The 19,366-nt window shown below is 41.5% G+C and carries 20 protein-coding genes and 1 riboswitch; of the genes, 7 read left to right on the top strand and 13 right to left on the bottom strand.

What is annotated here, in order from left to right:
- Positions 1 to 158 precede the first annotated feature (158 nt).
- Positions 159 to 345, bottom strand: a riboswitch (cobalamin riboswitch).
- Between the two features lie 106 nt (positions 346 to 451).
- Positions 452 to 1,651: a cardiolipin synthase gene (gene cls, locus KHA88_RS11445; protein WP_213121985.1), complete on the top strand. Its 1,200-nt coding sequence runs from the start codon at positions 452 to 454 to the stop codon at positions 1,649 to 1,651.
- Positions 1,652 to 1,899: 248 nt separating this feature from the next.
- On the opposite strand, the gene argS is transcribed toward cls, so the two are convergent.
- Together argS and KHA88_RS11435 are read right to left on the bottom strand one after the other, a co-directional pair.
- Positions 1,900 to 3,570: an arginine--tRNA ligase gene (gene argS / locus KHA88_RS11440; RefSeq protein ID WP_213121984.1), complete on the bottom strand. Its 1,671-nt coding sequence runs from the start codon at positions 3,568 to 3,570 to the stop codon at positions 1,900 to 1,902.
- Positions 3,567 to 4,010, bottom strand: a complete 444-nt coding sequence (locus KHA88_RS11435) for a YwiB family protein (RefSeq protein ID WP_213098479.1) — start codon at positions 4,008 to 4,010, stop codon at positions 3,567 to 3,569. The genes argS and KHA88_RS11435 overlap by 4 nt, the downstream gene beginning before the upstream one ends.
- Positions 4,011 to 4,162: 152 nt before the next feature.
- Here KHA88_RS11435 and KHA88_RS11430 point away from each other — a divergent pair, with 152 nt between their 5' ends.
- A complete protein-coding gene (locus KHA88_RS11430; protein ID WP_213121983.1) occupies positions 4,163 to 5,251 on the top strand; it encodes a diguanylate cyclase in 1,089 nt (362 codons plus the stop codon).
- Between the two features lie 183 nt (positions 5,252 to 5,434).
- Here KHA88_RS11430 and speB read toward each other — a convergent pair whose 3' ends face one another.
- Positions 5,435 to 6,304, bottom strand: coding sequence for an agmatinase (speB, locus tag KHA88_RS11425; protein ID WP_213121982.1), 870 nt, complete (start codon positions 6,302 to 6,304; stop codon positions 5,435 to 5,437).
- A 20-nt stretch (positions 6,305 to 6,324) separates the two neighbouring features.
- The gene (speE, locus tag KHA88_RS11420) at positions 6,325 to 7,155 is read right to left on the bottom strand and encodes a spermidine synthase (RefSeq protein WP_213121981.1); all 831 of its coding nucleotides are present in this window, start codon (positions 7,153 to 7,155) and stop codon (positions 6,325 to 6,327) included.
- Between the two features lie 234 nt (positions 7,156 to 7,389).
- Between speE and KHA88_RS11415 the strand changes: the two genes are divergently transcribed.
- Positions 7,390 to 9,387, top strand: a complete 1,998-nt coding sequence (locus tag KHA88_RS11415; RefSeq protein WP_430413701.1) for a transglycosylase domain-containing protein — start codon at positions 7,390 to 7,392, stop codon at positions 9,385 to 9,387.
- A gap of 225 nt (positions 9,388 to 9,612) precedes the next feature.
- On the opposite strand, the gene KHA88_RS11410 is transcribed toward KHA88_RS11415, so the two are convergent.
- Together KHA88_RS11410 and KHA88_RS11405 are read right to left on the bottom strand one after the other, a co-directional pair.
- A complete protein-coding gene (locus tag KHA88_RS11410) occupies positions 9,613 to 10,122 on the bottom strand; it encodes a YwhD family protein (protein WP_213098483.1) in 510 nt (169 codons plus the stop codon).
- A 25-nt stretch (positions 10,123 to 10,147) separates the two neighbouring features.
- Positions 10,148 to 10,810, bottom strand: coding sequence for a site-2 protease family protein (locus tag KHA88_RS11405; protein WP_346729064.1), 663 nt, complete (start codon positions 10,808 to 10,810; stop codon positions 10,148 to 10,150).
- 89 nt (positions 10,811 to 10,899) lie between these two features.
- On the opposite strand from KHA88_RS11405, the gene thmT reads away from it, so the two are divergent.
- Complete coding sequence (thmT, locus tag KHA88_RS11400; RefSeq protein WP_346728982.1) at positions 10,900 to 11,133, top strand: 2-hydroxymuconate tautomerase; 234 nt, start codon at positions 10,900 to 10,902, stop codon at positions 11,131 to 11,133.
- A gap of 26 nt (positions 11,134 to 11,159) precedes the next feature.
- Here the strand turns inward: thmT and KHA88_RS11395 are convergent, their stop codons facing one another.
- Both KHA88_RS11395 and KHA88_RS11390 read right to left on the bottom strand, forming a co-directional pair.
- Entirely contained in the window at positions 11,160 to 11,669 is a 510-nt protein-coding gene (locus KHA88_RS11395) for a YwgA family protein (RefSeq protein WP_213121980.1), read from the bottom strand.
- A 43-nt stretch (positions 11,670 to 11,712) separates the two neighbouring features.
- Positions 11,713 to 13,014, bottom strand: a complete 1,302-nt coding sequence (locus tag KHA88_RS11390) for an HD domain-containing protein (RefSeq protein ID WP_213121979.1) — start codon at positions 13,012 to 13,014, stop codon at positions 11,713 to 11,715.
- A gap of 168 nt (positions 13,015 to 13,182) precedes the next feature.
- Here KHA88_RS11390 and KHA88_RS11385 point away from each other — a divergent pair, with 168 nt between their 5' ends.
- Entirely contained in the window at positions 13,183 to 13,944 is a 762-nt protein-coding gene (locus KHA88_RS11385; RefSeq protein WP_346729180.1) for an RsfA family transcriptional regulator, read from the top strand.
- 224 nt (positions 13,945 to 14,168) lie between these two features.
- Here KHA88_RS11385 and lipL read toward each other — a convergent pair whose 3' ends face one another.
- On the bottom strand, positions 14,169 to 15,008 hold the full coding sequence (gene lipL / locus KHA88_RS11380) for an octanoyl-[GcvH]:protein N-octanoyltransferase (protein WP_213121977.1): 840 nt from the start codon (positions 15,006 to 15,008) through the stop codon (positions 14,169 to 14,171).
- Positions 15,009 to 15,042: 34 nt separating this feature from the next.
- On the bottom strand, positions 15,043 to 16,026 hold the full coding sequence (gene pta / locus KHA88_RS11375) for a phosphate acetyltransferase (protein WP_213121976.1): 984 nt from the start codon (positions 16,024 to 16,026) through the stop codon (positions 15,043 to 15,045).
- Between the two features lie 244 nt (positions 16,027 to 16,270).
- Between pta and hemQ the strand changes: the two genes are divergently transcribed.
- Together hemQ and gerQ are read left to right on the top strand one after the other, a co-directional pair.
- Entirely contained in the window at positions 16,271 to 17,020 is a 750-nt protein-coding gene (hemQ, locus tag KHA88_RS11370) for a hydrogen peroxide-dependent heme synthase (RefSeq protein ID WP_213098490.1), read from the top strand.
- A gap of 243 nt (positions 17,021 to 17,263) precedes the next feature.
- Complete coding sequence (gerQ, locus tag KHA88_RS11365; protein ID WP_346728966.1) at positions 17,264 to 17,716, top strand: spore coat protein GerQ; 453 nt, start codon at positions 17,264 to 17,266, stop codon at positions 17,714 to 17,716.
- A gap of 50 nt (positions 17,717 to 17,766) precedes the next feature.
- Here gerQ and KHA88_RS11360 read toward each other — a convergent pair whose 3' ends face one another.
- The 3 genes from KHA88_RS11360 to KHA88_RS11350 form a co-directional block, all read right to left on the bottom strand.
- Positions 17,767 to 18,138, bottom strand: coding sequence for a DUF423 domain-containing protein (locus KHA88_RS11360; RefSeq protein WP_213107730.1), 372 nt, complete (start codon positions 18,136 to 18,138; stop codon positions 17,767 to 17,769).
- 23 nt (positions 18,139 to 18,161) lie between these two features.
- Positions 18,162 to 18,452 carry a YwdI family protein gene (locus tag KHA88_RS11355; protein ID WP_213107729.1) on the bottom strand — a complete coding sequence of 97 codons (291 nt, stop codon included), beginning with the start codon at positions 18,450 to 18,452 and terminating at the stop codon, positions 18,162 to 18,164.
- A 104-nt stretch (positions 18,453 to 18,556) separates the two neighbouring features.
- Positions 18,557 to 19,231, bottom strand: a complete 675-nt coding sequence (locus tag KHA88_RS11350; protein WP_213107728.1) for a uracil-DNA glycosylase — start codon at positions 19,229 to 19,231, stop codon at positions 18,557 to 18,559.
- Positions 19,232 to 19,366 lie beyond the last annotated feature (135 nt).

Below are 19,366 nucleotides of genomic sequence, written 5' to 3'. Positions count from 1 at the left end.
CCTCCTGTTTTTTGCAATAAACTCGAATGAGGACTCGATTTCCCCTTCAACCGAATTACAGTCCTCAAATTAAAAAAACATCCCACATGGAGATGTACAGTGAACGATTAGTAAACAACAAACCGCCGCTTTCTCCACCTCCCCATCCTCGTAGGTTTACTGGTGCAATGGCATCGGCAGGTCTCCTGGCTCATGATCATCGCTTACTGCTCCTTCCCGTGCATTTTTTGCACAGTGGCACATACAGCTCGCTCCCATTTACAGTGGCGGGACCGCGTTGGAATTCAACCAACTTCCCTTTTCAGCTTCTTTTTTAAAAGAAGCACCGAATCCAAGCTATGTAATTTTTTTCAACATCCCTTATTATACATGTTTTTTTTGCTTCTCACATCTATTTTGAAGGCTACTAGGAAATACTAACCGAATATGAAACTGGCGAGGGGAGATAAAAATGGGATGGTTTGCAGGAATAATGTTATTGATTTTATTAATTGCAATATGGTCCTTTGCGGATTTTTCCCTCGGCCGCTATATGTATAAAAAACGATGGCAACTACGGGAATACCCGCTTAGAAAAGGTCATCTTCAATTAATTACGAACGGTGCGGATTTATATAAAAGTTATTTTCAAGACTTAAGTGAGGCGAAGACATCTATTCATATTCTTTTTTATATTGTTAAGGATGACCGGTTTAGCGAAGCGTTTTTTAAAGCTTTGATGGAGCAGGCGAAAAAAGGCGTGAAGGTGAGACTCCTGCTTGACTGGCTTGGCAGTAGAAAAGTTCCGAAAAGCTGGCTTATGGATGCTCGGGAAGATGGGATTGAAATTGCTTTTAGTCATCGGCCTCGTTTGCCATATCTCATATTTTCTCTTCAGCAGCGCAACCATCGAAAGATTACAATCATCGATAATAAAATTGGTTATTTGGGCGGCTATAATATTGGCAAGGAATATATTGATTTGGACCCAGAGCTTTCACCATGGCGTGACTACCATATCCGGCTCGAAGGAGAAGGTGTTGGGGATGTGCAGCAAGAATTTTTGATTGATTGGAAACGTGCGACAGGGAAAGTGATTCAGCCTGAGTCCGTAGTCTATGAAATTGGAAAAACAGAAATGGAGCACCGGCTTTTTCCATCAGAAGGCGTTGGGGTGGAAGCACATCTCATCCCTTTGTTTAAACAGGCTGAGAAAACCATTGTTATCGGTACACCCTATTTTATTCCTCCAAAAAAATTATTCGCAGCGATTGAGGATGCGTTGGATAGAGGTGTAAAAGTATCGGTCCTTGTTCCCAAAAAATCCGATCATTCGATCGTAAAAGAAGCATCTTTTCGTTTCTTGCGAAGGATTTTGGCCAAGGGAGGAGCTGTCTACCAATTTCAAAACGGATTTTTCCATGCAAAAGTGATTGTCATAGACGGCAAGATTTGTGATATTGGTACTGCCAATTTTGACCGAAGAAGCATTCAGCTAAATCATGAAATTAACTGTTTTATTTATGATTTACCTTTCATAAAGGAAATTGAAGCAGCTTTGTATGAAGATATTAGCCAGTCGAGTCAGCTTACTTTTGAAGATTTACAAAAGGTCGGACTGTCGGTACGTACGAAGGAGTGGATTGGGGTTTTGATACAGGGATTATTATAAAGTGAGCCACCTTTTATTAAGGTGGCTCACTAATTTTAACATGTCTAGCTTCCGCTTTTCTCATTGTCCAGCTCCAGCGCCTAGCCCCTCGAGGTCAAATAACCTGATGCATTAAAAGTCAATAGCGGACTTTTATTGCATCAGAACATTTGCTTGTCGGAGGCCCGCAGGATGCGGGTCAGAACGGCGTTGCCACAGGACGTGGCGCCTTTAGCCGTTCTTCCACCAAGGCGCTTTCGCTTTTCTTTTTACATTTTCTCCGGTGCAGATACTCCTACTAACGCCAGTGCATTTTTCATTGTGATTTGCACTGTCTTTACGAGGGCAAGTCTTGCTTTTGTTTCTTCAGGATTGTCTTCATTTAAGACTTTTTCTGCATTGTAAAAACTATGGAAAACCGAAGCCAAATCAAATATATAGTTAGTGATTCGATGTGGGATGCGCTTTTCTGCTGCATCAGAAATGACGAGCGGGAATTCTCCAAGTTTTTTCAATAGCTCAACTGACTTTTCGCTTGTCAGTGGAGAAAGGTCCGTATTGCTGTCAAAAGTAAAGCCTTTTTCGTCCGCTGAACGGAGGATGCTCCAAATTCGGGCATGGGCATATTGTGCATAATACACTGGATTTTCATTGGATTCTGATACGGCTAAATCAAGATCAAAGTCCATGTGAGTGTCTGCGCTTCTCATTGCAAAGAAGTAGCGGACAGCATCAAGGCCTACTTCTTCAATCAGCTCGCGCATCGTCACTGCTTTTCCAGTCCGTTTGCTCATTTTCATTTTCTCGCCGTCTTTATATAAGTGAACGAGCTGGATTACTTCTACTTCGAGTCGGTCACGATCGTACCCAAGCGCCTCAACCGCAGCTTTCATCCGTGGAATATAACCGTGGTGGTCTGCACCCCAAATGTTAATCAGCTTATCAAAGCCACGGGAAATTTTATCGAGATGATAGGCGATATCCGGTGTCAAATACGTGTATGTGCCATCATTTTTAATGAGTACACGGTCCTTGTCATCGCCAAAATCTGTTGAGCGGAACCATGTCGCCCCATCCTGCTCATAAATATGCCCTTTTTCGCGCAACCGGTCCAAGGTCGGATCGATCTTTCCGTTTTCGTATAGGGATGTTTCTGAATACCAAACATCAAAATGAACTCGGAAATTTTCAAGATCTTTTTTCAATTTCGCCATTTCGTAATCAAGTCCGTAGCGGCGGAAAAATTTAAAGCGCTCTTCTTCGTTTCCGTGAACGTATTTATCGCCGAATTCTTCTGCTATTTTTTGGCCGATGCCAATAATATCTTTACCATGGTAGCCATCTTCAGGCATTTCTTTTTCGAGTCCGAGTGCTTGGAAATAGCGTGCTTCCACGGAAAGTGCAAGGTTATGAATCTGGTTCCCGGCATCATTTATATAATATTCGCGAGAGACCTCGTAGCCTGCTTTATCCAATACATTACAAAGTGAGTCACCAACAGCAGCACCGCGTGCATGACCAAGATGCAAGTCGCCAGTTGGATTTGCGGATACAAATTCAACTTGAACCTTTTCTCCTTTTCCAGCATTTGAGCGGCCATAGTCGTCACCGCTTTCCAAAATGGTTGGAACAAGATCTGTTAAGTAACTATTGTTCATGTAAAAATTAATAAAACCTGGTCCAGCAATTTCTATTTTTTCAATGGAAGCCTTTGAGCGGTTAAAATTAGCTTGAATCTGCTCTGCAATCATACGTGGTGCTTTTTTAGCGATACGGGCAAGCTGCATCGCCATATTTGTCGAATAGTCACCGTTGGCCTTATCTTTTGGTGTTTCAAGAATTACATCTGGCATTTCTTCTTCAGAAGCGAGCCCCGCTTTGATGGCAGCTTCACGAATGGCCAATTTTATTTCATTTTGAATCTTTTCAACTGCGTTCATGACATCTCCTCCGTATATGTAAACTCTAATTTATATTCTCCGATCAGTTGATCACCTGCGAGCAAGTCGTATGCGGCAAGGAAACGGCCGCTTCCGTCGGATTCATTTCGATCGTATAGTAGGTTATGGGTTTTTGTCGTAATTGAGAGTGAGCCAAACCCTCCGTCATAACTGCCCGGCAGTGTTTCACTTAGCGATAGCGGCAAACGCATTTTGATTGCGCCGCCTCGTAAAATAAGCGCTTCATCCTCACCCATTCTCACTGTCGTTCGAATGTTTCCTTCCTCCTGAATTTCTTCATACATTAAATAGGATTGCCCTTGCTTTAGAACGTAAGAGCCTTCTGCCCATAGTTGATACGTTTCTTTTTCTTGATCGGGATGGCGGATGGTTGTTGCAAGCTTAATTTTCGCCCGTCTTTTATCTTCCTTTGTTTTCATACTTCCCGCCTCCTTTTAACCACCTGAAATAATCCTCTTATTATATCCTCTTCGCTTATTAATTTTCAACATAACAATACAGGAACACCTTCTTTTCTATAGGTAAAAAGTGGTATAATTTATTGGTTACTACATATAAAGGATGACCGTACATGTTATTAGGACTCATCATTAATTTTTGTATTCTTTTTACCTTCTCTGTCTTATCTTATTGGCCTTACCAAAATCGTGTGAGGTTTCGATTGCCCTTTCCTTCTCTCCACCCTTGGTTTATTGGTGTGATGGCAGGAATAGGCGGAATCATTCTAATGAAGACAGGGGTCTTTGTGTCGGATGAGGTGTTTGTTGATTCACGGACAGTTGTCATTGCCATTTCAGGAATATTTGGCGGTCCGATTACTCCGTTTCTTAGTGCGCTTATAATTGGGGTCGAACGGATTTTTATAGGCGGGGTTACGAATACCTCAATGATTGCAGGATTCAACTCAATCTTCATCGGGATTGTCGTCTCAATCATTAGCTTGAAAAAGCCTGTAACTTTTCAAAATGTCCATTATTATTTTTATTTTATTACGGGGCAAACTGCAGCGGTGTTAGCCTTTCTTCTCCATTTATCTGGAGATCAACCAATCGATATTATTTATTATATCATTTTCTCACTCGGGTCCTTCTTTATTGTCCTGTTTATCTTGCTTGAATTGGATGATCATTTTAAAAAGTTAAGCCAGATTGAGACGATGGCTGAAACTGACTTTTTAACAGGTCTAAATAATAGTAGGAAATTCCAAGAGATCGCGAAGCCCATGACACAATTTTCCCGTGATCCATTTTCGTTAGTGATTCTTGATATCGATTTTTTCAAAAAAATTAATGATACGTATGGACATCCAGTTGGGGATGAGGTGCTAAGGGAGCTCGGCCTTCGCTTAAAGGAAGCTGTTAAGATGGCAAATGGTATCGTGTCACGGATTGGAGGAGAGGAATTTACCATCATTCTGCCTGGTAAAAAGGAGGCGGGTGCTCTGGAAATAGCTGAGACCATCCGTTCCGAGATGGAGAGGCCGCCTTTCCGACCTTCTGCAAGTTTGCAATTGCCGCTTACCGTATCGATCGGCATTAGTACCTTTCCTGAGAATGGAACTAACATTCAGTCTTTATATAAAAAAGCGGATTCGGCTTTATACAATGCGAAAGAGTCGGGTAGAAACAAGATTGTTCATGTCAATAAAATAAAAACGTGATGTCCCTATTGATAGAGACATCACGTTTTTATTTGTCTAGCTTCAGCGCCCAGCGACTAGCAAACTTCAGGATTCTTCCTACGATAAGTCAACATCAATTCGCCTACGGCTCATTGTGTTTCCTTTATCTCGTCAGAATCCTTAAAAGTTTGTACGTCGCTTAACGGGCGCTTTCCGCATTTCTTACACCCAGCCGAGGAGCATTTCTCTAAGGAGCTTGCTCGCCGTATTAGCTGTTTGCTCAGAGTGGTCGTAAATCGGTGCTACTTCGACAAGATCTGCGCCTACCATTTTGAGTTCAGAACGGGCAATTTCGTGGATCGAAGCAAGCAGCTCTTTTGATGTAATGCCGCCAGCATCCACTGTTCCAGTCCCTGGTGCATGTGCCGGGTCAAGGACGTCAATATCGATCGTTACGTATACGGGACGACCTGCAAGCTTAGGCAGCACTTTTTTCAAAGGCTCCAGTACTTCGAATTTTGCAATATGCATGCCGTTTTCTTTTGCCCACTTGAATTCTTCTTTCATGCCTGATCGAATTCCGAATGAGTATATATTATGCGGACCAATCAGTTCAGCCGCCTTCCGAATCGGAGTGGAATGCGAAAGCGGCTCTCCCTCATATTCCGTGCGAAGATCCGTATGGGCATCCATGTGAATAATCGCTAGATCAGGATATTTTTTATACATTGCCTTTATGACCGGCCAGGAAACGAGATGCTCCCCGCCGAGGCCGAGAGGAAATTTTCCATCCTTCAGCAAGGAATCAATATAATCTTCAATCATATCAAGGCTTCTTTGTGCATTACCGAACGGGAGCGGAATGTCTCCCGCGTCAAAATATTTAACATCGGACATTTCGCGGTCAAGATACGGACTATATTCCTCAAGTCCAATCGAGACTTTGCGGATTTGCCCTGGGCCAAACCTTGATCCCGGGCGATAACTAACGGTCCAATCCATCGGCATTCCGTAAATGACTACTTGGCTCTCTTCATAATTCGGATGGCTGCCAATGAAAACATTGCCGGAATAAGCTTCATCAAAACGCATTATGTTCCTCCTCTCGCGGTTTATTTTGTTAAGTCGGCAACGAATTTAGGCAAAACGAATGCCGCCTTATGCAATTCTTTTGTGTAATATTTTGTATCAATTTCATGGAAACGGCTATCAGCTACATCGAGTGGATCGTGCTGCTTGGATCCTAATGTAAATGTCCACATGCCGCTTGGATATGTTGGTACATTGGCAATATAAAGCCTTGTTATGGGGAAAATTTCTTTGACATCACTTTGTACTTCGCGAATTAAATCCGCTTTAAACCACGGGTTGTCCGTTTGCGCAACAAAAATTCCATCTTCTTTTAACGCCTTAGAAATGCCGTCATAAAAACCTTTCGTAAATAAGTTAACAGCTGGACCAACGGGTTCTGTAGAATCGACCATGATCACGTCATACTCATTTTCACTTTCAGCAATCTCCATAAATCCATCGCCAACTTTCACTTCTACTCGCTCATTATCGAGTTCACCGGCAATTTCGGGTAAGTATTGCTTAGAGTATTCGATAACCTTTCCATCAATATCGACGAGGACCGCTTTTTTTACGCTTGGATGCTTCATGATCTCACGGATAACACCACCATCTCCGCCGCCTACGACTAACACTTTCTCCGGATTTGGATGCGTAAAGAGCGGCACATGCGCGACCATTTCATGATAGACAAATTCATCCTTCACCGTTGTCATGACCATGCCATCAAGCAGCAGCATATTCCCCCACTCTTCTGTTTCTACCATTTCTAGCATTTGAAAATCGGTCTGTTCTGTATGTAAAGTACGTTTCACTTTCATCGTAATCCCGTAGTGATCTGTTTGCTTTTCTGTAAACCATAATCCACCCATTTGCTGCCATCCTCTCGCGTACCATATACGCATTTAATTTTCATATTAATGCTAGTTTTCCACATTCACCCACTTACAAACATGAAAAAATTATATATAAAAACGAGTAAAGAAGTAAAGATTTTTCCAAAGAATCCGGGTGGAAAATAAATTTACTTGAAAAGTGTGAATAAAAAAGCTTTTTTCCTTTCATACTGATGAAGAAAGATTACTAGAATTCGGGAGGTGGAGAAGGTGGAAGCTGAAACAAGGATGCGAAGAAGAAAATGGAGAAACTTTAGGCTATTTGCCTTTACTAGCATATTAGCGGTCGGAGCCGTAGGCATGATTTTATTTTCATTGTATTTATATGCTAAAATTCTCGGCCCGCCGCCGCTGGCCATCCCGCAATCTACTTTATATTACGCAAATGATGGCTCCGTTATTGGCGAAAGCAACAGCGGAGAAAAAAGGTACTGGGTAAAGTTAGAAGATATGTCCCCTGATACGATTAAAGCGGTGATCGCGATTGAGGACCGGACTTTTTACAATCATTATGGATTTGATGTTAAAAGAATCGGCGGCGCTGTTTTAGCCAATGCGAAAGAGATGCGAAAAGTACAGGGTGCCAGTACGATTACCCAGCAATATGCACGAAATTTATTTTTAACAATGGATAAAACGTGGAAGAGAAAAATATCTGAAGCTTTTTATGCCATTCGCTTGGAAATTAATTACGATAAAAATCAGATTTTAGAAGGCTATTTAAATACCATTTCCTATGGTCATGGCGCATACGGAATTGAAGCGGCAAGTGAATTTTATTTTGGTAAAAGTGCGAAAGAGCTATCGCTTGCCGAAAGCGCGATGCTTTCCGGAATTCCTAAAGGTCCAGGAATTTATTCTCCATTAATTTCCTTAGAAAAAGCTAAAAACCGCCAATTACTTGTCTTAAAATCGATGCAGGAAACCGGGACTATTTCTAAGGAAGAAGCAAGGGCGGCTGCAGAGGAAAAGCTCGTTTTTACTGGAGAGCATCTTCATCATCGGGCAGAGTCAGCCCCGTATTTTTATGATGCAGTAAGAAAAGAACTTCTTACATCGGTCGGATTGGATGAGCGAAGTATTGCATTAGGAGGATTGAAGGTGTATACGACGCTTGATTCACGCCAGCAGGAAATTGCTGAAAAAGTTGTAGCAGAAACCATCCCAGAGTCATCCGACATGCAATTAGGCTTTGCTGCAATGGATCCAAAAACCGGATTTGTCACAGCACTTGTTGGTGGAAAAGATTATAAGGAGAGTCCTTTTAATCGGGCTACTCAGGCAGTACGTCAACCGGGATCAACGATTAAGCCGTTGCTTTACTATGCGGCACTTGAACGTGGCTTTACTCCTTCGACGATGATGAGAAGCGAGCTGACTACATTTAAATATGATGATGAAAAAGCCGAATATGCCCCCCATAATTTTAATAATAAATATGCAGACGGAGAAATCACGATGGCGCAAGCATTAGCTGTATCCGACAATATATATGCGGTCAAAACCCATTTGTTTCTCGGTCAAGACGTCCTTGTTGATACAGCAAAAAGATTCGGAATTACGACAGATATGAAAAAAGTGCCTTCCCTAGCGCTCGGAACATCTGGCGTCAAGGTAGTTGAACTACTAAATGCGTATAGCATGATTGCAAATGGAGGAAAAAAGGTGGAGCCGGTCTTCATTCAAAAGGTTGAGGATTCACGCGGAAAAGTCATATACGAAGCAAAGCAAAATAACGAGCAAATTTTGAAGCGCGATCTGGCCTATGTGATGAGCCAAATGATGACGGGTATGTTTGATGTGAAATTGAATGGTTATGCAACGGTGACCGGAGCTTCCATGGCGGATCAAACAAGTAGAATATATGCCGGTAAATCCGGATCAACGAAATCCGACAGCTGGATGGCAGGCTTTACGCCCGGGATTGCGGCCGCTGTTTGGACGGGTTACGACAAAGGAGATGAAATCACTTTGTCAGCGGACAAGCAATACGCTAAAAACATTTGGCTCAAATTTATGGAGCGTTCCATTAAAGGTCAGCCTGAAGAATTTCATATTTTTAAACCGCCTACTGGCGTTGTTGCCGTCCCAATTGATCCCGAAAACGGAAAACTAGCATCCGACCTATGCCCAGTCTTCCGACTCACCTACTTTGCAACCGGTACCGAACCCGACGAAATCTGCACCGACCACCTATTCGGGCGGTGACAGGCACCACCCGAATTTTGTCGAATTTTGACACTTGAATAAAAAAAGGAAAATAAAATAAAAAAAGCTCGAGGTGTGCGGCCTCGGGCTTTTTTTCTGCATGTGCAGTGTCCTAGTTTGCTTACGTGCAAACTATATGTAATTTTACTTTCTTTTACAGGAATCGGCAAGCAAGCGCTCTTAAGTTTCCCAAACTGTCATAGAATGTTCATACATTGTTCGGATTTAAGATAGTTCTTCCTTGAGGTGTTCGCTCGAACGCTCCCATATTCCTTCGTCATGCTGTTTAAGAAAAGCACCAAGAACCTTCCGTGAATCCTTATCCATATTATTCACGATAATATGACCTTTCATTGCCTTATCCAAATGGTTCACATGCTCTGGCATCGATTTAAAGCCACGTCTTGCCGGACGATTAATGAGCAGTTCGCATGCGGTCACACCAGCATAGTATGGCCCTTCAGGCTTGCGGTCGACAGCTACCCAAATGACCCAATATTGTTTTGTGCCCTCTTCCGTTAATTCGCTGCGGTCTTTCAAGTATTTGACTCCGCGCTCTGTTTTACTGCGCGCGTGCATTGCCTGAAGTTCGATCCACACATCCCCTTCCTCCACATCCAGCATAAGAGGTGTGACATTTTCCAGATTAAGAGATCCGATTCCGAATCCTCCATGACCATCTGTTGGATCATTTTTGATAATGTTGAATTCAAGCTTTCTTTTTCCTGGTTCCATAAAAAGCGCCCCCCTTATTTATATTTCAATAAAACATCATGAATACATTTTGCAGGCTTTTTATAAAAAATGGCACGACCGTATAAATAATTGGATAAATCGTATATCGCCCAAGTGGTGTAATGACAAGGATTAAGAAAATGAGCGAACCATACTGTTCATACTGTGTCATTTTTGCCCTGATCGATGTCGGAACTAGGTCCTCCAATATCCGATATCCATCAAGGGGCGGTAATGGCAGCAAATTAAAAACGAATAATAAGACATTCAAATAAACGAACAAATCAAAAAACTGCATCACCATCGCCGGCAAAGAAGCTGAAATCCCAGTCACTATTAAAATAAACATAATGCCTGTTCCAATCGCCGCAAGCACAAAGTTGCTGACTGGTCCCATTAACGAAACGAGAATACCACCAAGACGAGGATTCTTAAAATGATGCCTATTCACAGGGACAGGACGTGCCCAACCAAAACCAGCGATAAAAATAAGCAATGTACCCAACGGGTCAAGGTGATGAATAGGATTCAGTGTCAATCTTCCCTGGTCCTTTGCGGTTGAGTCTCCTAATTTATATGCTGTATACGCATGAGCAAATTCATGCACGGTAAAAGCAATCATTAATACTGCCGCAATCAGCGGAATTTGTTCCAATGGGAACCTAATAAAACGCTCGACAAACTCCACATACCCAGCTCCTTTATTATTCAAAAACTCATCTAATCCTAGTATACAAAATAATAAGTAGAATCTCATAAATTGTTGCTCTAAGCTTAATAAAAGCATACACTTTTTGTGATACATATTCTAGGAGGGAAAACTACATGCCATTTGTAACAGTGAAAATGCTTGAAGGGCGTACAGAAGAACAGAAAAAAGCGCTCGTGGAAAAAGTCACGACTGCAGTCAGTGAAACGACTGGTGCAGCGGAGGAAAAAATCGTTGTGTTCATCGAAGAAATGACGAAGAATCATTACGCCGTTGGCGGAAAAAGAATGAGTGACGAGTAGGATGTAAAAAAGACAGCTCATGCCCATTATTGTGGGACAGCTGTCTTCTTTAATTCATCTATATATGCATACGCATGATCGATATCTTCGCTCGTATAGCCTTGTTTGCTTTTCAACGTTTGAATTTTTTCCGTGACTTCTGCTTTGGATTCTTGATCAAAGTATAAGATCGTTGAAACAAGCTCTAAAAACCGCGCGTTTTGCCCATTCATATTTATGAGACATTCTTTTAACCGAGGCATTTCCTGCTGATATGAATCTATGAACTCGCGTCCGGCATCTGATATGTTATATGTATATTGGCAATATCCACCTTTATCTTCCTTCTTCTCTTCAATAAAACCAAAATTACATAATTCCTCTACACGCAACGTCAACTCTTCTGAATAAGGTCCATAAAAATGAAATTCAAATTTCTCTTGAAAAGGAAATGCCATTTTCTTTGCGATAAAAATCATCTTTTGCAGTTTTTTCCGTCCAGTAATTTCCCCTGACTCTGCAAACACACTCATCAACCTTAGGTGATCATTCAGCATGACAAACTTTTCAACTCCTGATCAAATTTTACAGCTACATCATTTAGTGCTTTTTTAAAATAGAAAGAATTTGTTGTTTAACATTTTCGTTTTTTGTATTATCTAACAGGAGATCCTCCGGGTAATACAACTTATGATCTGTTCTTCGTTTACCGGAGATTGCCTCCACGATCGCTGATTCTCTTGACAATTCATGCAAATCGCCATTAGGCATTAATAAGTGAATTGGAAGCCGTTCTTCTTCTTCGCCCGGCCGATAAAAATCATACGGCAAATCCGATGAAGAATCAACAGCCAAATAATAATCGGGATCAATTTCCGCTTCCCGAAAAAGTTCATCAAGCCGGCCCAATAATTTATATTGCCTAGCAGGATCAAACTCGATATATTTGAATAAATTTCGATTCATAAACCGGCTGCACAAATCTCGGAGAATCCAATCATCTTCATCTTCCCACATTTGAAAATAATATAAAATGACCGCTTCATCTAGTTTTAAATAATCTTCCAACGTTACTTTTTCATTAAAAAGCGATACAAAATGGGCTGGTTCATATTTAAAAGCGTAAGAGTCCTCATATAATGCTTTTGCCCGTTGAAGGATTTTCGTCAAGATGACTTCAGCACTTCGTGTAACTGGATGAAAATACACTTGCCAATACATTTGATACCGGCTCATTATGTAATCCTCTACTGCATGCATCCCGCTTGATTTAAACACAACTTGATCTTCTCGAGGTCTCATGACACGCAAAATCCGTTCCATATCAAAGTGACCGTAGCTTACGCCTGTAAAATAAGCATCACGCTGTAAATAGTCCATTCGATCCGCATCAATTTGACTGGAAATCAAACTGACAACGAGCTTATCATGATACGTTTTCCCGATCACATCCGCCACTTTCTGTGGGAAATCTGGGCTCACTCGCTGAAGGACTGCATTGACTTCAGTTCGCCCGAGAATAATTTGTTTCGTAAACTGTTCATGGTCTAAATTATAAACTTTCTCAAAGGAATGAGAGAACGGGCCATGTCCGAGATCATGTAAAAGTGCCGCACAAAGAGAAAGAAGCCGCTCATCTTCGTTCCATTCTGGCCTGCCTTTAAATACATCATCCACGATCCGTCTGACGATTTCATATACACCAAGTGAATGGTTAAAACGGCTATGTTCTGCACCGTGAAACGTTAAGTATGTAGTCCCGAGCTGTTTAATCCTGCGGAGCCGCTGGAATTCCTTCGTGCCAATTAAATCCCAAATAATTTTATCTCTAACATGTGCATATCGATGAACAGGGTCTTTAAAAACTTTTTCCTCGCTTAATTTCAAATTGGAATCATGCATCAGCAACCCTCTTCCTATCTATGATGTTTTCATTATATCGGCTTTAAACTTTTTAATAAAGTACATAAGTTTCTATTAATTTTTTGACATATTGGTATAAAAACTGGTTTTGTTGTGCATCCTTTTACTACAAGAAGTTGTCAAGAAAAATAATAGGGAGTGATGAAAGTGAAGACACGACAGGATGCATGGACAGAAGAAAATGATTTGTTGTTGGCAGAAACTGTGTTACGCCATGTACGCGAAGGAAGTACTCAATTGAATGCTTTTGAAGAAGTTGGTGATAAGTTGAACAGAACTTCTGCAGCATGTGGTTTCAGATGGAATGCAGTTGTTCGCCATCAATATGAAAAAGCACTAGATTTAGCAAAAAAGCAGCGTAAACAGAGACATCGGATGCTTGGTAAGGAACAAGGTGGCAAGAAGAAGCTCCTTTATCAGCCGCCAGTGCCTTTGGCGAATAGTACACAAATGCCCATTTTAAGTCATACGCTTGAAGAGATCCAGGAATTAAATTCAAATGACATATTTAGAGAAGAAGTCGGTGAAGAAGCAGGTCTTCAAGAGCTTGCTCCATTTACAGGAAGGCTGTTACCGGCACCAGCACAAGAATCTACCGGAGAATTATCGATGGAAAAAGTAATTTCATATCTCCAGACACTTCAACATTCCGAGTTTCATTTAGATATTTTAAGAAGCGAGAATGCGAGATTAAAAAGAGAATTGGCTGACTTGGAAAAAGAAAAGCAAAATTTAAAATCCCAGGTTGAAAAACTGGAAGATAATTCAGTGACTATGCAAGAAGACTACGAAACATTGATGAAAATATTGAATCGTGCTCGAAAACTCGTATTGTTCGAGGAAGAAGAGCGTCCTGCCACTACTTTTAAAATGGATCGAAATGGAAATCTAGAGAAGCTTGCTGAATAAAGAAAAGCGTAAGCGCCTTGTGATGGAAGAACGGCTAAGAGCGCCACGTCCTGTGGCAACGCCGTTCTGACCCGCATCCTGCGGGCCTCCGACAAGCAAATGTTCTGAGGCATAAAAGTCCGATCTTGACTTTTATGCCGCAAGGCTTATTTGACCTCGAGGGGCTAGGCGCTGGAGCTAGACAAACAATAGGGCTGTCCCGGCTTTGGGGCAGCCCTAATTTGTTAATCCGGAAATATCCTTTGATTTCTCTCTATCATGCGATCATAGTATCCATTAAACCATTCAAGTTCATCACCTTGAAGTTGACATGCAAATAATTTCCCACTCAAACCTTTTAAAGCATGAAGGAAACGGAGCATGACATCTTGAATAGAAAGGTCAACGTTCAAAAGCTCAGACAAAGATGCCATTACTTCAGGACGTACGTCAGGAAAAGCAAATTTTGATGGTTGATCATATTTTGCATGGCGATAAAAATCCCTGACCAACTCCGCTCGTTCTTGGCCGCTTCCTGAAACACATAAATAGATTTGGACGGCAACCCCTTTTCTAATTCGCCGCTGAGAAATGCCCGCAAATTTTTTACCGCCAATACTTAAATCATAGCTTCCAGGACAGTAAGAGCCAATAATTTCACGAGCCTCAATGATTTGATTGAAATCTTGGAACATAATTTTTATGAGATCCCACATAGAATCATAGCCGCGGTTAATATCAATTCCTCTATCCGTATCAGGAAAAATAAGCGATATATTTAACACGCCTTCGTCAAGAGCGACTGCAAGTCCTCCTGAATTCCGAACGATCCACTGATAATTATGTTCATCTAAAAAATTAAGCCCCTCATGCAAAGCGGGCAGTTTCGTATCTTGAATGCCAAGGACGACGGTTTTTGAATGAACCCAAGCCCTTGCAGTCGGCGGAGAATAGCCGCTTCCGACCGACATGCAAAGCGTATCATCAATCGCAAATGATTGCAGGGCGTGAAATTGAGGGTTAAATCCCGATTGATCAATGAGGCGCCATTCCTCTTGCTGTAATAATAAAATCCCATCTGACATAAAGCTTACTCCTTCATAATAACTTGGGACAGGCTTATTTTCCTTGGTCTAAAGATTGAACCGCGGTGATTAATGCAAGGTTATACACATCTTCTTCACTGCAGCCACGGGAAAGATCGTTGACAGGCGCGTTTAAGCCTTGCAAAATCGGTCCGACCGCTTCATATCCACCCAGACGCTGGGCAATTTTGTAGCCAATATTCCCTGCTTCAAGGCTAGGGAAAATAAAGACGTTTGCATCCCCTTGGATAGGTGAATCAGGAGCTTTTTTCTGTGCTACAGAAGGTACGATTGCTGCATCAAATTGAAATTCTCCATCAATGATGAGCTCAGGCGCCATTTCTCTCGCCAATTGCAACGCTTCTTCAACCCTTTTTGTTTCTTCAGATACAGCAGAGCCCTTTGTTGAAAAGCTTAACATGGCCACTCTCGGCTCGATATCGAACATCTTAGCCGTTTTCGCACTTTCCACTGCAATCTCAGCCAAATCCTTGCTATCTGGCGCAATGTTAATCGCACAATCAGCAAACACGTATTTCTCTTCGCCCTTTACCATAATGAATACACCCGAAGTTTTGCTAAGTCCCGGTTTCATTTTAACAATTTGCAAAGCAGGTCTAACTGTATCCGCAGTTGAGTGTGCCGCACCGCTCACAAGTCCATGCGCTTTGTTTAGAAAAACAAGCATCGTACCAAAATAATTTTCATCAAGCAAAAATTTTCGTGCATCTGCTTCTGTTGCCTTTCCTTTTCTCCGCTCAACAAAAGCTTGGACCATTTCATCTATTCCTACATATTTTTCAGGATCATATATTTCCATACGCTCAAGAGAAACATCTAGAGCACGTGCTTTTTCCTGGATTGCTTCCATATTTCCAATTAATACTGGAGTGAGGGCACCATCTGCTGCAAGTCTGCCTGCCGCGACAAGCACCCTTGGATCTAGCGCCTCAGGGAAAACGATCTTTCTATCCCATCCTCCTGCTTTTGCTTTTAAGCCTTCAAATAAGTCAGCCATTTATTAAGTCCTCCTCATTTTTGTTTAGTTTGCCCGAATTGATCTATGTTTAAAAAGATCCTCTTATATTCCTACCCTCTAAGCATATACCCTTTTTCATTATAATTGATAATGATAAGGTCGGATTTGATCATAATCAGAGGCCAATCTTGTCATAATTTTAACATTTAAGGTTCCAAAATGTGACGATGGGTAAACTATGATATAGTTTAATTAGAATTATTATGAATAGGAGTTGATCCACATGAGTGAACCAGCATTAACATTAGATGGTTGGTATACACTTCACGATTTCCGGACAATGGATTGGGCCGCTTGGAAATTGCTTTCTAGTGATGAACGCCAGGCAGCCATTCATGAATTTATGCAATATCTTGATAAGCTTAATGAGGTTCAGGACAGAAAAGAAGGCAGTCATGCCCTTTATACCATTGTTGGCCAAAAAGCGGATTTCATGCTGATGATTTTGCGCCCGACGATGGAAGAGTTAAATGATCTTGAAAATGAATTTAATAAACTAACGATTGCCGAATATACAATTCCTACATACTCCTATGTATCTGTCGTCGAATTGAGCAACTATTTAGCGGGAGAATCTAACGAAGACCCTTATCAAAACCCTTATGTACGCGGTCGTTTGTATCCGATTCTTCCAAAGACGAAGCATGTATGCTTCTATCCGATGGATAAACGCCGCCAAGGTGATGACAACTGGTATATGCTTTCCATGGAAAAGCGCAAAGAATTAATGTACAGCCATGGCATGATTGGCCGTCAATATGCTGGAAAAATAAAACAGCTTATCTGCGGCTCTGTCGGTTTCGATGATTGGGAATGGGGCGTCACTCTATTTTCTGACGAAGTCCTCCAATTTAAAAAAATCGTCTACGAAATGCGCTTTGACGAAGTAAGTGCCCGCTACGGCGAATTCGGCTCATTCTACGTCGGCAACCTGCTCGAAGACCAAAACATTGAAAAATTTCTACACGTATAAAATTCGGGCCGTGCCTGTCACTCCCCGAATTTTGTCGAATAAGAAGCCCGAACGCAAATGCGTTCGGGCTTTTGATTTTTGGCATCGTTCAATCATAGGTGCATAGCTGCCCACAAGCTTGCATACAAATGAATGAGTAATTAAAAACTTGGTGCATTTATTATACTTTCTTTCACGCGCGGCTTGTAGCTGCAGATGGTTGCCAAATTAGAAAGAGCAGCCGAAATTTTAGGAGGGGAAAAATTGGAAAACCAAAATCAATATCCAAACACGCCTAATCCAGCAGGCTATTACCGGCAAAATCCACCACAGATGCCTTTTATGCAGCCCAATCCGTATCAAGGATATTATCAACAGCCAATGCAAGTTCCCACAGGGATCCCTGCAAAAGGCGGCGTGAATGTTCCGGGCATGCTGCCGATAGAGGAATCCTACATCGAGAATATTCTACGGCTTAATAAAGGCAAACTTGTTTCTATCCACAGTACCTTTGAACATAATAAAGAATGGAATGCAAAAATTTTTAACGGCATCATAGAAGCGGCAGGCCGCGATCATGTCATTCTTAGTGATCCTCAGACAGGAAAAAGAACCTTACTTCCAATGATATATGTTGATTTCATTACATTCAGCGAGCCGATCGAATATGAATATCCATTCGGAGCTGGACCATTGGCGTCAGCACCACCTAGATAATGAACAAAAGCGGGTCAGGTTGACTCAACCAGACCCGCTTTTATTAAAGATTAAAGATGCTTGACCGCAAATATGATGAGAAGCAGCCAAGATATGAGGAATGCGACTCCTCCAAGAGGCGTAATGGCGCCCAGTACTTTAATGCCGGAAATGCTTAATATGTACAAGCTGCCCGAAAAAAGAATAATCCCAGTCAACATGAGCCACCCTGACCATGACAATAAGGATGACGCAGGAACATTACCCACCAGAATCCCAATTGCGATTAGACCTAGCGCATGAAACATTTGGTAGGTCACACCAGTTTTCCATACTTCCAAATATTTAGGCTCCAGCTTACCTTCAAGCGCATGAGCGCCAAATGCCCCAAGACCAACCGCTAATAATGCATTAATTGCTCCAAAAATAATAAATGCTTTCATCTTTTAGCCACCTCAAAATTCTTTTAAAAATCGAAAAGTGAATCCCCATTTGCTCCATCTTCGGTTTTCAATGGTTCTGTGGATACTGTTGATACTGGGGATACTTGTTGTATTCTTTCATTTGATGTAACTTGATGTTTGTCCACAAATGGTTCAATAATTTTATACTCACTTTGCCCTTCTTCCAAAACCACTTCGGCGAGTGCTTTCAAAGCATACATATGGCCGCGCAGTTGCTGCGCTCCTTTTGCTTGTCTCGCTTTATTAAGCTCAATCTCCATCTTATTGATAAGTGTTTCATATGAAATACTCAAAATCGACAACTCCTGTCGCTATATTTTACCAGTATCTTGTTCGTATCAACAATTTACAGCATATGCATTTTTTTAGTTAAAATCAAACGAAAGCAAGGTGCAATTTAAACATCAGGGATTTGCCAGTCGATCGGCTTTTCACCGATTTCCCGCAAAAATTCATTCGTTTTTGAAAATGGGTGACTTCCGAAAAAGCCTTTTCTCGCAGCAAATGGCGATGGATGCGGCGACTGAATAATTTTATGTTTTTTAGTATCAATTAGGGCCATTTTCTCTTGCGCTGGGCGTCCCCAAAGAATAAAAACCACAGGATTTTCCCGCTTGTTAACCAGGGAAATAATTTTATCGGTAAAAATCTCCCATCCTTTACCACGATGAGAGTTTGCTTGTCCTTGTCTAACTGTTAAAACAGTATTTAGCATTAATACCCCTTGCTCAGCCCATTTTACTAAATATCCATTATTCGGAGACTCACAGCCGAGGTCATTTTTCAATTCTTTGAAAATGTTCCTTAGTGAAGGTGGAATCTTAACGTCAGATTTAACTGAAAAACTAAGCCCATGCGCTTGCCCTGGTCCATGATACGGGTCCTGACCGATTATGACCGCTTTAACTTTTTGATATGGCGTATAATTTAGCGCATTAAAAATATCATTTTTATCTGGGTAAATAACTAGCTTTTCGTATTCCTCTTGCAAAAACTCACGTAAACTCTCAAAATATGGCTTCTGAAACTCCTCTTCCAAAAGAGGACCCCAATCATTATTTAAAGTCTTCATTACAACGCTTCCCCCTTTTATGAAATGTATATACAATCCTTTTACCCATCACATCCGATATTTCAACCTGAGCTTTTCATGTTTGATTTACGGGAGAACGGTTATATATGTAGTAGTGCATCGCCAAAGATGTAG

The organism is Lederbergia citrea (assembly GCF_018343525.1).
Lineage (GTDB): Bacteria > Bacillota > Bacilli > Bacillales > Bacillaceae_C > Lederbergia > Lederbergia citrea.
Note: the sequence above shows the minus strand (reverse complement) of the source record. Positions and strands in the feature narration are given on the sequence as shown.